Source organism: Paenibacillus sp. SC116, assembly GCF_024733555.1.
Classification (GTDB): Bacteria; Bacillota; Bacilli; order Paenibacillales; family Paenibacillaceae; genus Paenibacillus_B.
On the sequence record NZ_JANIOF010000001.1, the window covers coordinates 1,412,119 to 1,430,596 of the forward strand.

Consider the following 18,478-nt stretch of genomic DNA (forward strand, 5'->3'; position numbering starts at 1 on the left):
CTAATCAAATATATATGTATCCTTAATAGTGTAAGTCCACTGCTCTCATTCTACTGCAGAAATATGTGAACCTTGTATCCTTTTCGCCTGCTCCGTCCACAATTGTCTAGCTACAATGTGCAGACCGTACCCAAGCCATCCCCCGCCAACATTCAGCATCATATCATCAACATCCAGCGTACCCAGTTGCAGACCATATTGGAGCATCTCAATTGTAACCGTGAGTACAAGGGACAAGAGCACAATAATCCACCAGCGTTTAAAAACAGGCAACAAAAGCGGAATAAGAAACCCTAAAGGCAAAAACAACAAAACATTACCGAATAAATTATTAAACCATACATCAAATGGATAATAATCAAGGTGGAAAACATACTCTTTAATGGTTTGAAAAGGGACGAGATTAATTGCATATTTACCAGCTATGTCCAAAGCTCGGTAGAAGCCAAAAAACAGCAAGTATGTAGCGTATAACAAATATAAAATCAAGACAAGCCATCCAACTATCGTTAGATAAGTCTTCCATGCTTTGACTTGTTTAAGTGTAAACGAAGCCATACACGAGTCACCAACTCTCACACAACGAAGGAAGCTTGCCTCTCTTTATCATCGAATCAATGTAGAGATGATTCTACTTCTTCGTGGATTTAATAACGAACCGCTCATACCACAAATACCCAACAGCTATGAGGCAGAGCAACAAGACTAGAGCAAGAGTATACATCAATTAACCCTCCATGTGCAAATCATAATGTCTGTATACTCTTATCATTGATGTCGGACACCTAACTTATACATCATTATTACTATCTGTTAGATGTTTATTGGGACTAAAAAGTTTGAGCTTGCTAAGTAAATAATCAAGCCAGGCAAATAACCACGCCGCTAAAATAAATGTAATGTTTTCAGACCAGTCCATGGAATGCCAATCCCCTAGTAAACTGTGCTTACAATAAACAAATAGATGAAGAGTAATATTTGCGGATGCTACTCCCGCAAGTGCATAAAGCAGTAAATAACCCAATAAACGAAGAGTACCAACTGCTTTCGTAGAAGTCCCTTCTTTATTATAACCAATCCTCATAATGAGGTCGATTAGTATGGAAAAAGGAATACCTAAAGCATAGTAAGTACCTCCCAATACAAACATAACCAAGACTAGAAATATCCGACCAAGTGAGTTTTCATTCATTAACTCGGGTATGGTTAAATTATAAAATATCATTGATATGGCCAGCGAGAAAATAATGGTCGCAATAAGTGCTGAGGTAAGTTTACGTATAAAATACAACACTTTATCACCTTCTTGAACATACATTATTAATTTATTTCATTCATTATATCACTATGAAATCCTATATTCTTACATTCCACAAGCATCATTTTTATGAAACAAACAAATTCGATTAATGCCGCAGTCCCAAACAATTAAAAAACAAGCTGATATCCATTCATCATGGATACCAGCTTGTTCGTTCATCGAATTAATGTACAAGGAGCGCCTTCTTCAGAGCCTCTTCTACAGGCACATACGAATAACCAAGGTCACGCGCTACTGCATGATAAGTCATCTCTCCGCCAGCCGTATTAACACCCGCTAGCAATGCCTTGTTTTCTTGCAGCGCACGCTCTAGTCCTTTGTTAGCAATTTGCAGCGCGTATGGCAACGTTACGTTCGTCAATGCCATTGTCGAAGTGCGCGATACTGCACCCGGCATATTGGCTACCGCATAGTGAACGACACCATGTTTCACATAAGTAGGCTGATCATGTGTAGTCACACGATCAACGGTTTCTACGATACCGCCCTGATCGACAGCTACGTCAATCACTACAGAGCCTGGCTGCATCGATTGAATCATCGCCTCTGTAACAAGTTTAGGTGCTTTAGCACCTGGAATAAGCACCGCACCGATAACGAGGTCAGAATCACGAACAGCTTCTGCAATATGCATCGGGTTGGACATTAAGGTTTGTACACTTGTACCAAATATATCTTCGATTTGACGAAGGCGATCAGCGCTTAGGTCGATAATCGTTACGTCTGCACCAAGACCAACTGCGATCTTCGCTGCATTCGTGCCAACGACACCACCACCTATAATCGTCACCTTACCGCGTTTCACACCTGGGACACCGCCAAGCAAGATTCCTTTGCCGCCATGAACTTTTTCTAGGAACTGAGCGCCAATTTGTGCGGCCATACGACCAGCTACTTCACTCATTGGTGTCAGCAATGGAAGCGTACGATTCACTTCCACCGTTTCGTATGCAATACCAATTACACCTGAATCCAATAACGCCTTAGCCAGTTCAGGCTCAGCAGCTAAATGCAAATAAGTAAATAAAATAAGGCCTTTACGGAAATATCCATATTCAGCAGGAAGCGGCTCTTTTACCTTCATAATCATCTCCGCTTGCGCCCACACATCAGCAGCTTGCTGAACAATGACAGCACCTGCTTGTTCATAATCACGGTCTTCGAAACCGCTGCCAACACCCGCTCCACTTTGGATAAGCACGTTGTGGCCTGCTTGGCTAAGCGCCATAACGCCTGCTGGCGTTGCTGCAACACGGTTTTCGTTGTTTTTTATTTCTGCTGGAACTCCGATAATCATCATTGAATCCCCCTCAAGTTCATTGCAATTACTTAAAAGCATCACTTCTTAGATTTAATATAACCCTTTATTGCGATCACAGCTTCGTCCAACTTTATGAAAAAAAATAATCCGCCTTGTGAAATCTCACAAAGCGGATGCTCAACCTATTTATGATTGCCATTGGTCCATTTTCAATTCTAAATACAATGAAATTTTTTGCTCCATATCGTTTAAATCGATGCTACCAATGTCCGTAATTCGCTTCAAGCGATACATCAGCGTATTGGAATGAATATGCAGCATTTCAGCTGCCCGCTTCACATTGCAATCTGCTTGCAGAAAAATGGAAAGCGTGCTAACCAACCCACTCTGATGCTCTTTATCGTACTCTTTGAGCTTAGACAAGCTCAAATCCTTCATTGGACGCGCTCGACGCTCCTGCATCATAGCAGGAAGGAAACGATACCAACCCAATTCTTCGTATCGATGTAAATGTTTCATTTCCTCAGGCAGATGCTTCTTCATATTCATAACTGTTATTGCTTCTTGGTAACTCTTCACAACATCCATATACAATGAATAAGATAGCCCGCTCGCCAAATGAACGGGTTTCACACCAAACCGCTGCTGCATACGCTCCATAAGCAGCATCCACGCAGCGATATGCCCATCTATATCATCATCCGTCGCATCAATAAGCACAAGCAAACGCTGCTCTTGCCTTACATGAAGTACTTTCCGGTGTCGCTGTGCGGTATGTATCGTATACAGCACTTGCTCATACAGTTTCTCCTTCAGCAATGTATCAAATTCAATAATCATAATCCGATATGATTTCGGCAATGTAATTCCTAATTGATGCGCTCGATCTACAATTCGATGCTCTGAATCCATACTTCCGGTTAACATTTCCCAAAAAAATTCAAAGCTCTGTTCTTCACGTCTACGACGTTGAGTTTGAACTTGCAGCAGCTTGCTTCTAGCCGCATGTGATGCCTTGTTCAAATCATCCAAACCTTGATCATCGATACCTTGGTGCTCATCCATGGCCCATATATAGCCGAGAATATCATGATGATGACGGATGGCAACTGCGATACGTCGATTCAAGCCAATGGAATCAATAGGTTCAATGAGAACAGGAACTTGGCTTTCCATAACCTGTTGAATGATACCTTCTCGCCACAGCATACTAATGACATGTTCAGGTACACGCCTGCCAATGATTGTTGCAATACGAACCGGATCGGTATCAGGTGCATGCGTGCTATAAGCAAGTAGCCTATGGTTACTATCCTCGATCGTAACGGGGCACTGCAGGATCTGACTAATCGTATCCGCTATCGCTTCAATGGATTCAAAGTCACGATCAAATGGATCAAGGTTAACATTCATCTAAACAAAACCCCTCTACCTGCACACACTTTTTCCATATGTACATCAATAATAATATGCACGAAGCCCTTACCTCTTTCAAGCCTTATGCAGGCAAATGAAATGTTTGGGCATATATTTTCTATCGTAATAACATTTAACCCTATGCTATAATACAAAAATTGTCTCTGAAATTCAAAAGAAAACTGAAAAGGTGAACCATTTGCTAACAAGAAAAACATATCTCATTATTTTAACAACAATCATGGCTTTGTTAGTGTTCCTTATCTTCCGAGTTGAGAACTGGCAGCTATGGTGTCTCATCGTCATGATTGCTTCCTTATGGGGAACAAGCAAGGATGCAAAGCAAATTTCTTGGCTGCGCTTTATGCCTGCAGGACTTCTAACGCTGTTGATCTTCTATGTCATCTACAAATATGCGAATCCATTCTGGTTCCAAGTCGTTGCGTGGCAAACCGAATCGATGCATCACACCTTCAATTGGAATGAGTGGTTTAACTCGATTCCTGGCAACGCGCCATGGATGTTCCAACTGTGGCAGCCCGAATGGCTAACGACATATATGCAGTCTGTATATGTATATGGCTTTACGTTGACCTATTGGTTGTGTATTATTCGCGCCTTTTTCACGAAGGACGTGAAGAAATTTGGACGATACGCCCTCGCTGGCTATTTACTGCAAGTACCGCTTATCCTGCCTTTCTACAACCTTATTTTCTTACAGGAAGTATGGTATGTACAAGGAACACCTGATTTACTGGAACGCGGGTTAACACCAGCAGAGGCGTTCAACGTTACGATTAACTGCTTCCCGAGCATGCATACGTCCATTGCTTTTGCAGCCGTTCTTCTAGCTATGCGTGAACGCAGTAAATGGTATCGGTGGGTCGTTGGATTATTTGGGATCTCGATTATGATTTCAACGCTATATTTAAACATCCATTGGATTATCGACATGTTTGCTGGTATGCTCTTTGCTTACGGTTGCGTGAAGCTTGCGGATTGGATCGTGAACCGAAAAGCATTCGATCGCTTTACGAATTACTTTGAAGGATTCGGGGCGAAGCTCGAACAAAAGTTAATTAAGGATAACCCTGTAACACCAAATAAAGATTTTAGTGCATAATGCAGTGAGTTTTTGAGTTTAAATTGAACTTATCCTAATAAAGAGCTATTGGAACATTGAACAGGGCTGAAACCCGTACAATGACCGATAGCTCTTTTAGCTCTTCGCTATATTTATGTATTCTTCTTCATAGCTTAGTTTCTCTCAAATAAAGTAATAAACACATTAGGAGCCACTTCTATGTCTTTCATTTCTTGAAAACCACATTGTTCATATAATTGCTTGGCAGGTGCATTCTTCGCTCCTGTACTCACAATCACTTTTTTATATTTTGCGATTTCATCTAGAACATGGGCTACTAGTTTTCTAGCAATTCCTTTCCTAAAATAATTGGGGTGAACGACCAAGCGACAAATATCTATTACTTGTCCCTCATCTGTATACGAAATAAAGGCAGCCAGTTCGTCCTCAACAAAGTAACCTACAAAAGTTTCATTGCTAGCCATTACTGTTTCTACAGTATCCTTCAACTGTGGGATATCATAAAAGTCAATTAATTCAGCCTCTATTTGATAAGAAGGAATTTGTACATCAAGCATTTGTTTGGCGATTGCTTCATTGTCTACCATTAGTTTATGAATCATAGAAGCCTCCCAGATGTTATGTAGTTACCGTCATTTCATTTAATCATGAAATGGTTGAATGATCCAGATTTTCACCCTCTGATGTTATATACCTACTGTCAGATTAGGATTGAACTCCCACTGTGAATTTCATCACTTTTTGTGATACAATACTTTCTATAGAAAATGGTTTACTAATACAACGTACTGATCAGCTCTATGCTAATACTGCTAGAACCAGTACCCAAATCTAAACGAACAGGTGATACATTTGACTCAGGAAGCTAAATTTGCGATTTTGCTTTTCTATAAATTTATTGACGTCCCTAACGCAGAGCAGCTCGCACAAGAACATTTAGAATATTGCAAACAGTTAGGCGTTAAAGGCCGCATTTTGATTGCAGATGGCGGTATAAACGGCACAGTATCAGGAACAGTTGAACAAACTGAACAATATATGCATGATTTGAAACAAAACCCTCTTTTTGCGGATACTATCTTTAAAATCGATGAAGCTGAAGAACACGCATTCAAGAAGATGCATGTTCGTTATAAAAAGGAACTCGTTACTTTCCGTGTAGATGATAGGAATCTTGACCCTAACGTGCTTACAGGTGGCCATCTTAACCCGACAGAATGGCATGAGTATCTACAACGTGATGATGTAGTCGTACTTGATGGACGTACAGGCTATGAATTCGACCTTGGCCATTTCCGCAATGCGATTCGTCCTGAAGTAGACAGCTTCAGAGAATTCCCAGAATGGATTCGCGAAAACATGAGTGATCTTAAGGATAAGAAAATCCTTACGTATTGCACGGGCGGTATTCGCTGCGAGATTTTGAGCAGCTGGATGATTCAAGAAGGCTTCGATGAAGTATACCAGCTCGACGGTGGTATCGTTACCTACGGTAAGGATACAGAGGTGCAAGGTAGACTATTTGATGGTTCATGCTATGTATTCGACGAACGTATTTCAGTACCGATTAATCATACTGATGAAGCTGTCATCGTAGGTCGCTGCCATCACTGTGAACAGCCGGCAGATCGTTATATTAACTGCGAACTTGATTCCTGCCACTTGCAGCATATCGTATGTGATGAGTGTGAAGCAGAGCATAGCGGACACTGTTCAACAGAGTGCGCTGATAAAACCGCTGCGGCAGCAGTGTAAGCATTTTATAGTCACGTTATAAAGTAACATAAAAGCCTGCAATCTCTTTTCGTCAGCTTGAGCTGGCGCAAGAGTATTGCAGGCTTTTCCGCTATAGAGATTAATGTTGTAATCATTCGGAAGAAAAAAATAATTGAGGATATAAAGAGGAATATGCGAGTATGTTCACCTTACAATCAAAAACCAGACTAAAGTTTTCTGATCAAGTAGGTTTGATCCCAACTTGGACCAGAAGTTCCTACATGAACCCAGCCATAAGGGATATTAGCAAGTGATTTCACTCCTATTTGATCACCATAGCTATTTGTTTGATACCCTGGCGATACTTGATTCGGAGTAATAGATGCCCCTTGCGCCCCCACTGCTGAACCAAGCAGTGCTAATGCCAACACACTTGCAACTGTAAGCTTCTTGATCATATTTATTCCCCTTTTCATTAAAATAGTCTATCAATGAACAGCACAAACTTCCTTGGTGATAGATTGTGCTTTCGCCAAGATTGTACGTCTCTCTTCTGAATTTAACACTCTATTTTCTATTCGCTTTTGTAAAATAATTAGAAAGACTCAGAGACAGTTCGTCACTGAGTCTTATGGAAGTGAGCACTACTTTCACCTAACTATATAAGTTCCAACATACAATACACATCAAGCACATTGCATATAGTTTGTAGCAATTTTTTTCAGAACCATCACAAACATGGAATTATATTCATAGAAAAAGACATGGGCATGTAGTAGGATAATATTCGGTGAATGACTTACTTGGTGTTTTACGTTACATGCGAAAGTAATAACTATCTGACTCTGCGAAGCAAAGGAGCACCTAATGAAAAAAGTTTGTATTCCTACACTTTTCCTACTAATCAGTCTCTTCTTGCCCGTCACAACTTTGTATGCAAAATCTTTCGAAGAATTACCGCCATCTAAATGGAGCCGTAATATCGAAGATAGCGATATCTATCGAACCGGAGATCATCTATTCCTACATAGCAGTACGCCTGAGATGAAAAGATTTTGGTATGGAATCGATGATACAACTGGTAAAATCAAATACACATTAAATACTACACCAATGGTTGTATTCGGACATGGACATCATATTATAGTCGGCAATAACGGAAACACGTACATGTTAAAACCAACCCAGCACAAATCAAAACTAGTTTGGTACCTATATGCTTATAATTCGACAGGAAAGCAGCTATGGGTTAAAAATGCACAAAAGAATGATAGACTTTTCCTTCAGAAGGATGGCACTATCCTTTTGGCATCTCCATTCGGCAGCCTAGGTAATTTCAAAACAATGGTATATACCTATACAGCGAACGGAAAACAAATCAACAAAAAGCAACTATCAGGATATGTTGACCATGTTCAAGAAGGGTATATTTTCACAGTGAATGCAACATCCAACGATGCATTATCATTCCCTATCAAGGCATATGATGCTTCACTTCAACTGGTCTTCACCTACAATGTGCCCCCCCATCATTATGTGCGAAGCATAGTAGCAATTAATGATAATTTCTTTGTATTACTAACAAATCAAAAAAATAAAAACAATAAGCTATTGTGCCTGAATCGTTCCGGAAAAGTGCGATGGTCCGAATCGGTTGACACAACCGCATTCATCCAACCAACAGCTAGCCATGTATTAATTAGTACAGATTATAGTTTGATGCTCTATAACTCCAAGGGATTACTAACCAAAAAGGCGTTCCCGGATAACAAAAAGTCGAAAACTATGATTCATATCCAAACATCATCAGATAATCATATTTTTGTAGATCAGGGCAATCTCATTTCAATTCTAGATGGAGCTAACTTGCATGCTATTCATAAAATAAAAGTCCCTGAAGAGGACAAGGATCGCACTATCCTTTACTATTACAGTGGGAATGATGTTTTGTATGTAAGAGATATGTCTTCAGGATTTGATAAAAAAAATTCTAAGCTTTCTAAATATGTGTTGAAATAAAAAAAAGGAGCTCATCGCTCCTTTCTGTCTTTATATATTTGTTGATTTCTTGCGAGCTCGACTACGCTTAACCAGCTCCGGCCAAGCTACACCAAACATAATGAGGACAACCCCACCCCATTGAAGTAAGCTGACTTGCTCATGAAGCACAAGCATCGACATAATGATGGCCATAGGTAGCTCCATCGCTCCTAGAATTGAAGCCATACCCCCACCCGTCAGCGGCACTCCTTTTGCAAAGAAGAGTGTGGATAGGACAGGACCCATAATACCAAGTATTAAGCCGTATTTGCCAAGACCATCGAAAATAATCGAAGGCTCAAAGAAGAATGTAGGTGTCACGACGATAGCAGCTACGATAAATCCGCCTGTCACCATGTATGCTGTACGTGTTAGCGAATCAGCATCAGTCGCTACACGGCCGCTTACAAAGATAAAGATCGTATACGTAAGTGCTGATAAGAGACCATATATAATACCTTCTGTGTGGAAAGTAACTCCCTTAGAAAGCATTCCGCCCGCAATGACCGTTCCTGCTAACAAAGGAATAAGGGCAACTAGCTTCTCTTTGGCAGGAAACTTGCGCGTTGCTATTGCTTCTAACACAACACCCATCCAAGTGAACTGGAACAAGAGCAATATCGCAAAAGATGCAGATACGTATTGTAAGCTCTGATAGTAGAAGACGCCTGTAAGTCCCGTAGAGGAGCCAACGACAACCAAAAACAGCGCCTCATTCATAGAGGGCTGACGACTTCCCTTTTTACCACGATTAGAGCCTATCAGCTTCTTGCCGCCTACTAGCGCCCATAAGATTAAAGCACCAATCAACAGCTGAATGCCAACAACATCATTGACTATGAAACCCTCACCATAAGCAAGTTTTACGAACGTAGATAATACACCGTAGAAGCATGCTCCCAACAAAACATAAATAATTCCTTTCACAACAACCATTCACCTCAAGATTAAAAATAAGAAAAGGGCCTTAACGAATAAGACCCTTATCTACAAATGTTATATGTTATTGAACTTCTTTCAAAATTCCTTTGATAAGTGCAACGAACGATGTTCTTACTTGTGCAGCTACCTCGATAACCTCTTCGTGGTTAAGCGGTTGGTCAAGAATTCCGCAAGCCATATTCGTCAAGCAAGAAATCCCTAGTACTTTCAAGCCTGCATGGTTCGCTACGATAACTTCTGGTACTGTAGACATCCCTACTGCATCAGCACCAAGCGTGCGAATCATACGGATTTCAGCTGGTGTTTCGTAAGCTGGGCCTGTCCACCAAGCGTATACACCTTGCTGCATTTTGATGCCTTGAGCATCTGCAACACGCAGAGCCAAGTCACGAAGCTCTGGGCTGTATGCTTTGGACAAGTCTTGGAAACGAACGCCTAGCTCGTCGTTGTTAGGTCCCATAAGTGGGTTATTCATAACAAGGTTCAAGTGGTCTGTAATAAGCATAAGCTCGCCAGCTTTATAGCTCGTATTTACTGCACCACAAGCGTTTGTAATGATTACATTTTCAACGCCCAACGCTTTCATTACACGTACTGGGAACGTTACATCATCCAACGAATAGCCTTCATAGTAGTGGAAGCGACCCTTCATAGCTACAACGATCTTGCCTTCCAATTCACCGATAACAAGCTCGTTCGCATGTCCTACTGCCTCAGACTTTGCAAAGTGAGGAATTTCACTGTAAGGAATGACAACCGCGTTAACGAGGTCGTCTGCTAGTCCGCCAAGACCGGAACCAAGAATCATACCGATTGTTGGGCGAAGATTCGTTTTTGTCAAAATAAAGTCTTTTGCTTCATTAATATGCGCTGTTTGATGCATAGTAAACCCTCCGTGTCTAAACATAATGTAACTACTATTTAAAAGTTATCGCTATCCTATTATACCTTGATTCGTATTAAACGAACATACCTGCAATTGTTGCACTTAGCAAGGAAGCAAGTACCCCTGCAAACATCGCTCTCAAACCGATGTTCGCTATTTCTGCACGACGCTCAGGAACAAGACTTCCGATACCACCAACACAGATTGCGATGGAAGAGAAGTTAGCAAATCCGCACAATGCAAATGTAATAATAACTTGTGTCTTCTCAGTTAGTGTACCCATCACTGGAGCAAAGTTAGAGTAAGCAACAAACTCGTTCAATACAATCTTCTGACCGATAAATGTACCTGCTTGTATCGCTTCAGACCAAGGAACACCGATTGCTAGTGCCAGTGGAGCAAAGATATAGCCGAAGATTTGCTCAAGTGTAATGCTAAATCCGAACCAGCCGCCAACTGCGCCAAGACCACCATTCAACATTGCTATGAGGGAAGTCATCGCAAGCAACATCGCACCAATTGTAGCTGCTAGCTTCATACCGTCGATTGCACCAACGGAAATCGCTTCAATCAAGTTAACCGATTCACCTTGATTTTTCTTCACATCAATTGTAAATGTACGTTCGGAATTGTCCGTTTCAGGCATGAACAACTTCGCCATAATGAGACCAGATGGCATGGACATGAAACATGCTGCCAACAAGAACTTAAGGTCAACACCCATTCCTGCGATACCAGCCAATACAGAACCGGATACGGATGCTAGACCACCCGTTACTACCGCGAACAACTCAGACTTTGTCATTTTGGGAAGGAACGGCTTAACAACTAGTGGTGCTTCAGACTGACCAACAAAGATATTAGCTGCAGCAGACAAGGATTCCGGCTTACTTGTGCCAAGAAGCTTAGAAATACCGCCGCCAAGTACGCGAATAATAATTTGCATAACACCTAAATGATAAAGAGCTGCAATAAGTGCACCGAAGAAGATAACTAGCGGCAATACTTGGAACGCAAACACGAAGAAAATTCCGCTATCTGCGGATCCACCCGCTGCCTTATCATATAATCCGCCGAACAAGAACATAATTCCGTCATTTGCATAGCCGATCAAGCCATTAACAAAGTCAGACAGCGCACCCATTACTTTTACGCCATATTCATTTTTAATAGCCAAGTAAGCGAAGGTAATTTGCAGCAGCAAACCAAGCAATATCGTACGCGGTTTAATCGCTTTACGATTCGAAGACATTAGAAAACCGATTCCAAAAATAACTGCAATCCCTATCAAACCGCTTAACACGTTCATGAGATGTCCTCCCTAAGATGAATGTGTGACAAGCTTTTAGCCCGCTATTTAACGGAAAGCCACACAACTTGAAACTCAAAATCGAATCTTAATAACCGCTACCTTCATTGCTGCCGCCATCCGTAACGATCGCAACACTTGCACTTGCGCCAATACGGCTTGCTCCTGCTTCTACCATCGCCAATGCGTCTTCACGTGTGCGAATACCGCCAGAAGCTTTCACTCCACATGCATCACCAACTGTTTCACGCATCATACGAATGTGTTCAACTGTTGCTCCGCCTGTACCAAACCCTGTAGACGTTTTCACGAAATCCAATCCTGTTTCACGAGCCAAGCGGCAAGCTTCTACAATTTGTGCATCCGTTAAGTAGCAAGTTTCCAAGATGACCTTAACGATTACGCCTGCATTTGCTTCGTCACGAAGTTCAGTGAACGCACGCATTTCACGCTCAATTTGCTCCCAACGCCCGTTCAATACATCGCTAATGCTCAATACGTAGTCGATTTCAGTTGCACCATTTGCGATTGCATCTTTCGCTTCAAACACTTTTGTTGCCAATGTGTTCGCTCCAAGCGGGAACCCGATAACTGTGCAAATATCTACTCCGCTATCTTTCAACTGCTCTGCTGCAAGAGCTACGTAGCACGGTTCTACACAAACAGAAGCGAACTGATACTCACGTGCCTCTTTGCATAATTCAACGATTTGCTCGTCTTGTACATTTGGTTTCAATAACGTATGGTCAATCATGTTTGCAAGTTGTTGGTTCATCTTAAATCTTCCTTTCCTTATTCCCAGTTAATTTGCGTCATGTGTTCAATTGATCTAGCATTGCTTGAGCTGTGAATTGATCCGTTACAAGCACATTTACATATCGTCCTCGTAATGCACCTAACATCACATCTACTTTTTCCCGTCCACCTGCTGCTAATATGCTAGTTTCCTTCTTTGCTAGAACATCCAGTTCAATTCCAATTGTACGTTCGTCTAAGTCTGTAGAGCAGATTTGACCATCTCTATTAATATAGCGAGCGCAAATATCACCGACTGCCTTCGTCTGATCCAACGCTTTCATTTCATCAGGCGATAAATAGCCGGCTTTCATTAGAACAGAATTACTATGGTGCGTACCTGTTGTAACGATAGCAATGTTTGCTTCACGGCCAATCTCCAACACTTTCTTGATGTGCTTGTCCGATATAATCGCTTGCTTCACAAGTGTATGATCTACAATTGCTGGGACCGGCACATAGTATGGAGTTGTATGAAATGCAGCGCTTACAAGACTCGCAATTTCGAACGCGTACGTATCCGCTGAGAAGCTTATTCCACCGTTCAATTGAACGACTCTTACATTCTGCACATGCTTCGAAGTCATTTTGCTGGCGATCCTATACAGTGTCGTTCCCCATGTGACGCCAATTGTATCACCGTCCTTGACAATGTCATGAACATATTGGGCTACACTCTCAGATATTACCTCTTTAATAACTTCTGAATCATTCACAGGTGCCATCGTAATGATGCACTCTTTCAAATTGAAATGCTGCTGAAACTGTTCCTTCAAGCTTGAGCAATAATCGATAGGATCGAATACTTCGATCTTAACGACTCCACTTTGCTTCGCCAGCTTTAAGTAACGTGATACAGAAGGGCGAGAAATACCTAACTTCTCTGCAATCTCCTTCTGGCTGAGGTCCATTTGATAATAAAGTTTTGCAACTTCTACAACGATGTAAGGCTTTTCATTTTCAATCATAAAAATGTTGTCTCCTTACTGCACCCTATCAAAATTAGCCAATCAGTTTCGATACGTTATCATTTCGCTATGAAATTATGTCAAAGAAGTGTTTGTCATTTGATTACATAGTAACTGAAAAACGCTTACAACGTCAACTATAGCATCTGTGTTAAGGTTTTCCAAATAAAAATACTATACTCTATGAAATTAATTTCATCCATAAACAACCAAATGATCAATCCGATCTACAAAAAAAGCACCGAATCACTCGGTGCTCTGGCAATATTCCTATTATTCTTTCATCTATTATATTATAGCTGAAATTAACATGTCCGCTGCCAAGTATACTCTGTAAGTTGAGTCTCAAAATGTTCATGCTTCTCTACCATATGAGAAGTCTGTACAAAACCATTGCGCTCATAAAAACGCCGGCCTTGCTCATTTTTATCCTCTACCCATGCTACAAGCTTGTTCATGTGAGGAAGTGTAGTCAGATAATTAGACAACAGCAAGCGTCCAGCACCTGCATTCTGCCGATCTGGATGCACATAAATGCGCAGCAGCTCATATTCTCCCGCTGCTTCTTGCTTCATAACCTGAGCAAATGCAATTATAGCTCCCTCTAATTCGCAAACATAAAAATGCCGTTCATCCCTTTGCGCATCTCTATCTGCACTTTGCTCCAGATTATGTATACTGTAAGCATTACGGACGAACTCCTCAATAAAAGATTGCGGATAGATGTCACCATAAGCAGCATTCCAAGATTGCTTAGCGACTAGTTGAATATGTTTAGCATCTTCTTTTAAAATTGGCCGAATATTCATCATATCTGCCCCTCATCCTGTTTAATTATCCAGCTAGTAAGCAAGCGTATAACATCTGCGTGATTCTCTAAGCACCATATCTGCCTTCAAATGACGAGGCAATCTACGATCATTTCGCATGTCCTCCCAAGGCTTAAAAGATACCGGAATATAACACCACCATGGGGTATAACCGTCAGGAGTCGCAACAAATTCAATGATCGTAATCGGCTTCGGAAGTTCTATATAAGCAGCGTCTGACAGATTGCTTACCGCTTCCAAACAAAGTTGATTGTATGTCCTCATTTCATAACTTCCTCCACGCACCTCAATGACATAGTCACCATCCGAAATATCCTGATTGCTATGACATCGTACTCCAGAGAAATAACGCTGTTCCAACCGCAATCCATACACCATTGGCATAACCTTTTGTTTGTTAAAAGAGGTACCTTGCACTGAACTTTGTTCCACTACATGATGGTACATGTCCTCATAGCATTCATGAAATGTACCTGCTACATAAAATGACTTCAGATCGACGGTATGTTTCATATGAATATATCTCCTTTTGAGCACGTTTGGCAACCCCTGGAAACGCAAAAAAGGACAATCCTCGAGTAATGAGAATTGTCCGATGCTTTCGGCTACTGTGCTATTATTTTATTGGTTAATCTTAACATATCATAATGACCATGAACTGTAAACGTTGAATTACTGCCCCTCTTCTGAGTCTATTCGCTTCAATTCAATTTTGCGGATACGGTGACGTTCCTTCTCCAGAATGGTGAACTCGACCCCTTCCACCACGATTTTGCTGCCTCGCTTGCCTTCAGGGTGCCGGTCATACAACCAACCTGCAATCGTGTCAAAATCATCACTTTCTAAATGCGTACCAAGTAGGTCATTGACATCGCTGAGCAATACTTTACCATCTACACGATAATGCCCCTCACCTACTCGCTCCACCTCAGCGCGTTCTTCGGCATCGAACTCATCCCGAATCTCACCGACGATCTCTTCAAGTATATCCTCAATCGTAATCATACCTGATGTACCGCCGTATTCATCGACTAGTATCGCCATATGAATATGATCCTGCTGCATTTTACGAAGCAACTGCTTGACCGGCATTGCTTCTGATACGGTCAGTACAGGACGAATTAAGTTCTTCAACGGTTGTTCACGAAGGGTACCATCCATCGTAAGGAACAACTGCTTCATGTTGACCATCCCGATTACATTGTCCTTGTCATTATGAATGACAGGATAACGGGTATACTGCTCCTCGCGCATAATCGGAATGTTTTCCATTACGGTAAGATCACCATCCAAGGAGATCATATCTGTACGAGGCACCATGATTTCTTTAGCTAACAATTCATCAAAAGCAAAAATACGGCTTACATATCCATATTCCGTGTTATTGATTTTACCGCTTTCGTAACTCTCACTTAAAATGATTTGCAATTCTTCCTCAGAGTGAGCCTCCTCATGTTCACTTGCAGGCTTCAATCCGAACAATCGAATAAGTGCATTCGCAGAACCATTCAAAAGCCAAATGAACGGGTACATAATTTTATAAAAGAAAATGATTGGCTTAGCCAACAGCAAAGTAATCTTTTCTGCCTTTTGTATCGCCAATGACTTAGGAGCTAGTTCACCTACAACCACATGAATATAAGTCATTAACACAAATGCAATTACAAATGAAAGTACTCCAGATAGTTCAGCCTGAACACCAAACTCTTCAAAAAGCGGATGGAGCAGCTTCTCAACGGTTGGCTCACCTAACCATCCCAAACCGAGTGCCGTAATGGTAATACCCAACTGACAAGCAGACAAGTATCCATCTAAGTTGCTGATTACTTTTTTGGCTGCCAGGGCGTTTTTTTGTCCTTCCAATACCAATTGATCGATACGGCTCGTACGAATTTTGACGATAGCAAACTCTGTTGCTACGAAAAATGCAGTCAATGCAATTAGTAAAGCTATGAGGATAAACTCAACCGTGGGAATTTCCATTAGATATGTACCTTCTCCTTTTTGACAATAGATTTCATAATTCTTGAAATAAAGATACTCTTATTATAATTTCTTGTTTCAAAAGTTACAAAGCCTGAATCCAGCCGCATTTGACTTTCTCATCACCAACATGACTATATAGTCAGTGATAGCGACCCTTTTTGTACGGTTTCGCCACCACAATCCGATTCATAGCTCCACGCACAGTATTTAATTTACCCTATTTCTTATTAGATGTTGCTTGCACACATTCTAATTTTTACACCTGTTATTATCAGCATTTAACGGGTAGGTAATATGTACCACGAATGTAAACTATAGAACTTGTTCATCTTTAATTGTATATTATACATTATTGAAATTACTGGGATTTTAGTATGACAAATCCCTATTTCCAGTTGACACCCCGTAATAGATCGGCGTATGATCATGAATAATAAACTACCGTTTGTTATAATTATAAACGTTTATTAACGTTGCAGACAGGAGGAATACATCATGTCAACTCAAGCAGCCGCTTCCAGTGCAACGAATCGCAAAGACAAGCACCCACCTGGGTTGTATGTGCTTTTTTTCACGGAAATGTGGGAAAGATTTAGTTACTATGGAATGAGAGCTATGCTCGTGCTTTATTTAACTACCGCGTTAATTAGCGGAGGATTGGGTTTCACAGAAAGTACCGCTCTAACGATTTACGGTATTTTTACTGGAGCATGTTATTTCACACCACTGTTGGGCGGGTATTTATCCGACAAGTATCTTGGAAGAAGATTAGCCGTAACAATTGGCGGTTTATGTATTGCAATCGGTAACTTCGCTCTGTTCATGGATCAAACCACGACTATGTTGTATCTCGGTCTTGCCTTTATCATTATCGGTAATGGATTCTTCAAACCGAACGTATCTACACTGGTTGGAGACTTGTATCCAAAGGGTGACCGTCGTGTCGATTCCGCTTATACAATATTCTACATGGGAATTAATGTGGGGAGTTTGTTCGCACCGCTCGTGTGCGGCTACTTAGCAGAGCAGCTGTTTAAAATCCCTATGGCTGATACAATCTTGTACGGTTATAAATATGCATTCTTAGCGTCCGGTATTGGTATGGTAATCGGACAAATTATTTTCAATACATTAGCACCTAAATATCTCGGTGATATCGGTAAAGCACCCGTTCGCAGCAACAATAAGCAATCTGCTGCTGCAGTGAAGACACCATTAACTCCACTAGAGAAACAACGTACAAAAGTTATTCTCATTATTACGTGCTTTGTTATTTTCTTCTGGGCTGGGTTTGAACAAGCAGGTGGCTTGTTAACGTTGTATACGAATCAATTTGTCGACAAAACTATATTCGGATTTGAAATTCCAACATCTTGGTTCCAATCCATTAACCCATTGTTCATTATTATCCTTGCACCAATCGTTTCTGCGCTATGGTTGAAGCTTGCTCGTTCCAAACGCGGTGACCTTAGCTTTGGAATGAAGATGGGGCTCGGGATGGTACTACTGGGTGTAGGTTACATGGTATTGCTAGTAGCAGTTATGCAAACAGGCAGTGATCCAAATAGTGTTGTGTCGCAAGCACACATTATGTTTATCATCGGCACTTACTTCTTCCACACACTTGGAGAATTGTTCCTGTCTCCAGTAGGCTTGTCCATCGTAAACAAAATTTCACCTGTTAAGCTGACTTCCCTTTTGATGGGTGTTTGGTTGGCTAGTACAGGGGTTGCGAATATTCTCGGTAGTCAATTCGCATCCAACATTAAAACACTTGGCTATTTCAATGTATTTGCCATCATTGGCGCAGCTGCTATCGTCCTTGGCTTGGTCCTCGTACTATTGTCGAAGAAGCTCAGCTCAATGGCGCAAGTATCTGAACTATAAAAGGTTTCATATGATA

Annotated in this window: 18 protein-coding genes; 4 read left to right on the forward strand and 14 right to left on the reverse strand. The window is 41.2% G+C overall.

Annotated features, from left to right (window positions below; translation table 11 throughout):
* Positions 1-45: 45 nt before the first annotated feature.
* The 4 genes from NQ117_RS06155 to NQ117_RS06170 all read right to left on the reverse strand — a co-directional run bounded on the left by NQ117_RS06155 (position 46) and on the right by NQ117_RS06170 (position 3,995).
* Entirely contained in the window at positions 46-558 is a 513-nt protein-coding gene (locus NQ117_RS06155) for a VanZ family protein (protein ID WP_258277102.1), read from the reverse strand.
* A gap of 232 nt (positions 559-790) precedes the next feature.
* Positions 791-1,318, reverse strand: coding sequence for a hypothetical protein (locus NQ117_RS06160; protein ID WP_258277103.1), 528 nt, complete (start codon positions 1,316-1,318; stop codon positions 791-793).
* Positions 1,319-1,484: 166 nt separating this feature from the next.
* A complete protein-coding gene (gene ald / locus NQ117_RS06165; RefSeq protein ID WP_258278180.1) occupies positions 1,485-2,618 on the reverse strand; it encodes an alanine dehydrogenase in 1,134 nt (377 codons plus the stop codon).
* 150 nt (positions 2,619-2,768) lie between these two features.
* On the reverse strand, positions 2,769-3,995 hold the full coding sequence (locus tag NQ117_RS06170; RefSeq protein WP_258277104.1) for a PucR family transcriptional regulator: 1,227 nt from the start codon (positions 3,993-3,995) through the stop codon (positions 2,769-2,771).
* A 202-nt stretch (positions 3,996-4,197) separates the two neighbouring features.
* On the opposite strand from NQ117_RS06170, the gene NQ117_RS06175 reads away from it, so the two are divergent.
* Entirely contained in the window at positions 4,198-5,121 is a 924-nt protein-coding gene (locus NQ117_RS06175) for a phosphatase PAP2 family protein (RefSeq protein WP_258277105.1), read from the forward strand.
* A gap of 134 nt (positions 5,122-5,255) precedes the next feature.
* Here NQ117_RS06175 and NQ117_RS06180 read toward each other — a convergent pair whose 3' ends face one another.
* On the reverse strand, positions 5,256-5,705 hold the full coding sequence (locus NQ117_RS06180; protein WP_258277106.1) for a GNAT family N-acetyltransferase: 450 nt from the start codon (positions 5,703-5,705) through the stop codon (positions 5,256-5,258).
* Between the two features lie 250 nt (positions 5,706-5,955).
* On the opposite strand from NQ117_RS06180, the gene trhO reads away from it, so the two are divergent.
* A complete protein-coding gene (gene trhO / locus NQ117_RS06185) occupies positions 5,956-6,858 on the forward strand; it encodes an oxygen-dependent tRNA uridine(34) hydroxylase TrhO (RefSeq protein ID WP_258277107.1) in 903 nt (300 codons plus the stop codon).
* A gap of 188 nt (positions 6,859-7,046) precedes the next feature.
* Here the strand turns inward: trhO and NQ117_RS06190 are convergent, their stop codons facing one another.
* Positions 7,047-7,277: a hypothetical protein gene (locus NQ117_RS06190; protein ID WP_258277108.1), complete on the reverse strand. Its 231-nt coding sequence runs from the start codon at positions 7,275-7,277 to the stop codon at positions 7,047-7,049.
* A gap of 409 nt (positions 7,278-7,686) precedes the next feature.
* Between NQ117_RS06190 and NQ117_RS06195 the strand changes: the two genes are divergently transcribed.
* On the forward strand, positions 7,687-8,838 hold the full coding sequence (locus NQ117_RS06195; RefSeq protein WP_258277109.1) for a hypothetical protein: 1,152 nt from the start codon (positions 7,687-7,689) through the stop codon (positions 8,836-8,838).
* Between the two features lie 30 nt (positions 8,839-8,868).
* On the opposite strand, the gene NQ117_RS06200 is transcribed toward NQ117_RS06195, so the two are convergent.
* The 8 genes from NQ117_RS06200 to NQ117_RS06235 all read right to left on the reverse strand — a co-directional run bounded on the left by NQ117_RS06200 (position 8,869) and on the right by NQ117_RS06235 (position 16,572).
* Positions 8,869-9,786, reverse strand: coding sequence for an EamA family transporter (locus NQ117_RS06200; RefSeq protein WP_258277110.1), 918 nt, complete (start codon positions 9,784-9,786; stop codon positions 8,869-8,871).
* Between the two features lie 76 nt (positions 9,787-9,862).
* Positions 9,863-10,684, reverse strand: coding sequence for a purine-nucleoside phosphorylase (locus tag NQ117_RS06205; RefSeq protein ID WP_258277111.1), 822 nt, complete (start codon positions 10,682-10,684; stop codon positions 9,863-9,865).
* 76 nt (positions 10,685-10,760) lie between these two features.
* Positions 10,761-11,996 (reverse strand): NupC/NupG family nucleoside CNT transporter, encoded by a 1,236-nt coding sequence (locus NQ117_RS06210; protein ID WP_258277112.1) that lies wholly within the window; start codon positions 11,994-11,996, stop codon positions 10,761-10,763.
* Positions 11,997-12,084: 88 nt separating this feature from the next.
* On the reverse strand, positions 12,085-12,771 hold the full coding sequence (gene deoC, locus NQ117_RS06215; protein ID WP_258277113.1) for a deoxyribose-phosphate aldolase: 687 nt from the start codon (positions 12,769-12,771) through the stop codon (positions 12,085-12,087).
* Between the two features lie 37 nt (positions 12,772-12,808).
* Entirely contained in the window at positions 12,809-13,759 is a 951-nt protein-coding gene (locus tag NQ117_RS06220) for a sugar-binding transcriptional regulator (protein WP_258277114.1), read from the reverse strand.
* 305 nt (positions 13,760-14,064) lie between these two features.
* Complete coding sequence (locus NQ117_RS06225; RefSeq protein ID WP_258277115.1) at positions 14,065-14,571, reverse strand: GNAT family N-acetyltransferase; 507 nt, start codon at positions 14,569-14,571, stop codon at positions 14,065-14,067.
* Between the two features lie 30 nt (positions 14,572-14,601).
* Positions 14,602-15,102, reverse strand: coding sequence for a hypothetical protein (locus NQ117_RS06230; RefSeq protein WP_258277116.1), 501 nt, complete (start codon positions 15,100-15,102; stop codon positions 14,602-14,604).
* A 159-nt stretch (positions 15,103-15,261) separates the two neighbouring features.
* Positions 15,262-16,572, reverse strand: coding sequence for a hemolysin family protein (locus tag NQ117_RS06235; protein WP_258277117.1), 1,311 nt, complete (start codon positions 16,570-16,572; stop codon positions 15,262-15,264).
* A 498-nt stretch (positions 16,573-17,070) separates the two neighbouring features.
* Here NQ117_RS06235 and NQ117_RS06240 point away from each other — a divergent pair, with 498 nt between their 5' ends.
* A complete protein-coding gene (locus NQ117_RS06240) occupies positions 17,071-18,462 on the forward strand; it encodes a peptide MFS transporter (RefSeq protein ID WP_258277118.1) in 1,392 nt (463 codons plus the stop codon).
* Positions 18,463-18,478 lie beyond the last annotated feature (16 nt).

Excerpts from the sequence above, each read along its gene's own strand:
- NQ117_RS06210 (WP_258277112.1), bottom strand. The coding sequence starts at position 11,996 with ATGAACGTGTTAAGCGGTTTGATAGGGATTGCAGTTATTTTTGGAATC.
- NQ117_RS06230 (WP_258277116.1), bottom strand. The coding sequence starts at position 15,102 with ATGAAACATACCGTCGATCTGAAGTCATTTTATGTAGCAGGTACATTT.
- ald (WP_258278180.1), bottom strand. The coding sequence starts at position 2,618 with ATGATTATCGGAGTTCCAGCAGAAATAAAAAACAACGAAAACCGTGTT.
- NQ117_RS06180 (WP_258277106.1), bottom strand. The coding sequence starts at position 5,705 with ATGATTCATAAACTAATGGTAGACAATGAAGCAATCGCCAAACAAATG.
- NQ117_RS06190 (WP_258277108.1), bottom strand. The coding sequence starts at position 7,277 with ATGATCAAGAAGCTTACAGTTGCAAGTGTGTTGGCATTAGCACTGCTT.
- NQ117_RS06195 (WP_258277109.1), top strand. The coding sequence starts at position 7,687 with ATGAAAAAAGTTTGTATTCCTACACTTTTCCTACTAATCAGTCTCTTC.
- NQ117_RS06170 (WP_258277104.1), bottom strand. The coding sequence starts at position 3,995 with ATGAATGTTAACCTTGATCCATTTGATCGTGACTTTGAATCCATTGAA.
- NQ117_RS06225 (WP_258277115.1), bottom strand. The coding sequence starts at position 14,571 with ATGATGAATATTCGGCCAATTTTAAAAGAAGATGCTAAACATATTCAA.
- NQ117_RS06240 (WP_258277118.1), top strand. The coding sequence starts at position 17,071 with ATGTCAACTCAAGCAGCCGCTTCCAGTGCAACGAATCGCAAAGACAAG.
- deoC (WP_258277113.1), bottom strand. The coding sequence starts at position 12,771 with ATGAACCAACAACTTGCAAACATGATTGACCATACGTTATTGAAACCA.
- NQ117_RS06155 (WP_258277102.1), bottom strand. The coding sequence starts at position 558 with ATGGCTTCGTTTACACTTAAACAAGTCAAAGCATGGAAGACTTATCTA.
- NQ117_RS06235 (WP_258277117.1), bottom strand. The coding sequence starts at position 16,572 with ATGGAAATTCCCACGGTTGAGTTTATCCTCATAGCTTTACTAATTGCA.
- NQ117_RS06160 (WP_258277103.1), bottom strand. The coding sequence starts at position 1,318 with ATGTATGTTCAAGAAGGTGATAAAGTGTTGTATTTTATACGTAAACTT.
- NQ117_RS06205 (WP_258277111.1), bottom strand. The coding sequence starts at position 10,684 with ATGCATCAAACAGCGCATATTAATGAAGCAAAAGACTTTATTTTGACA.
- NQ117_RS06220 (WP_258277114.1), bottom strand. The coding sequence starts at position 13,759 with ATGATTGAAAATGAAAAGCCTTACATCGTTGTAGAAGTTGCAAAACTT.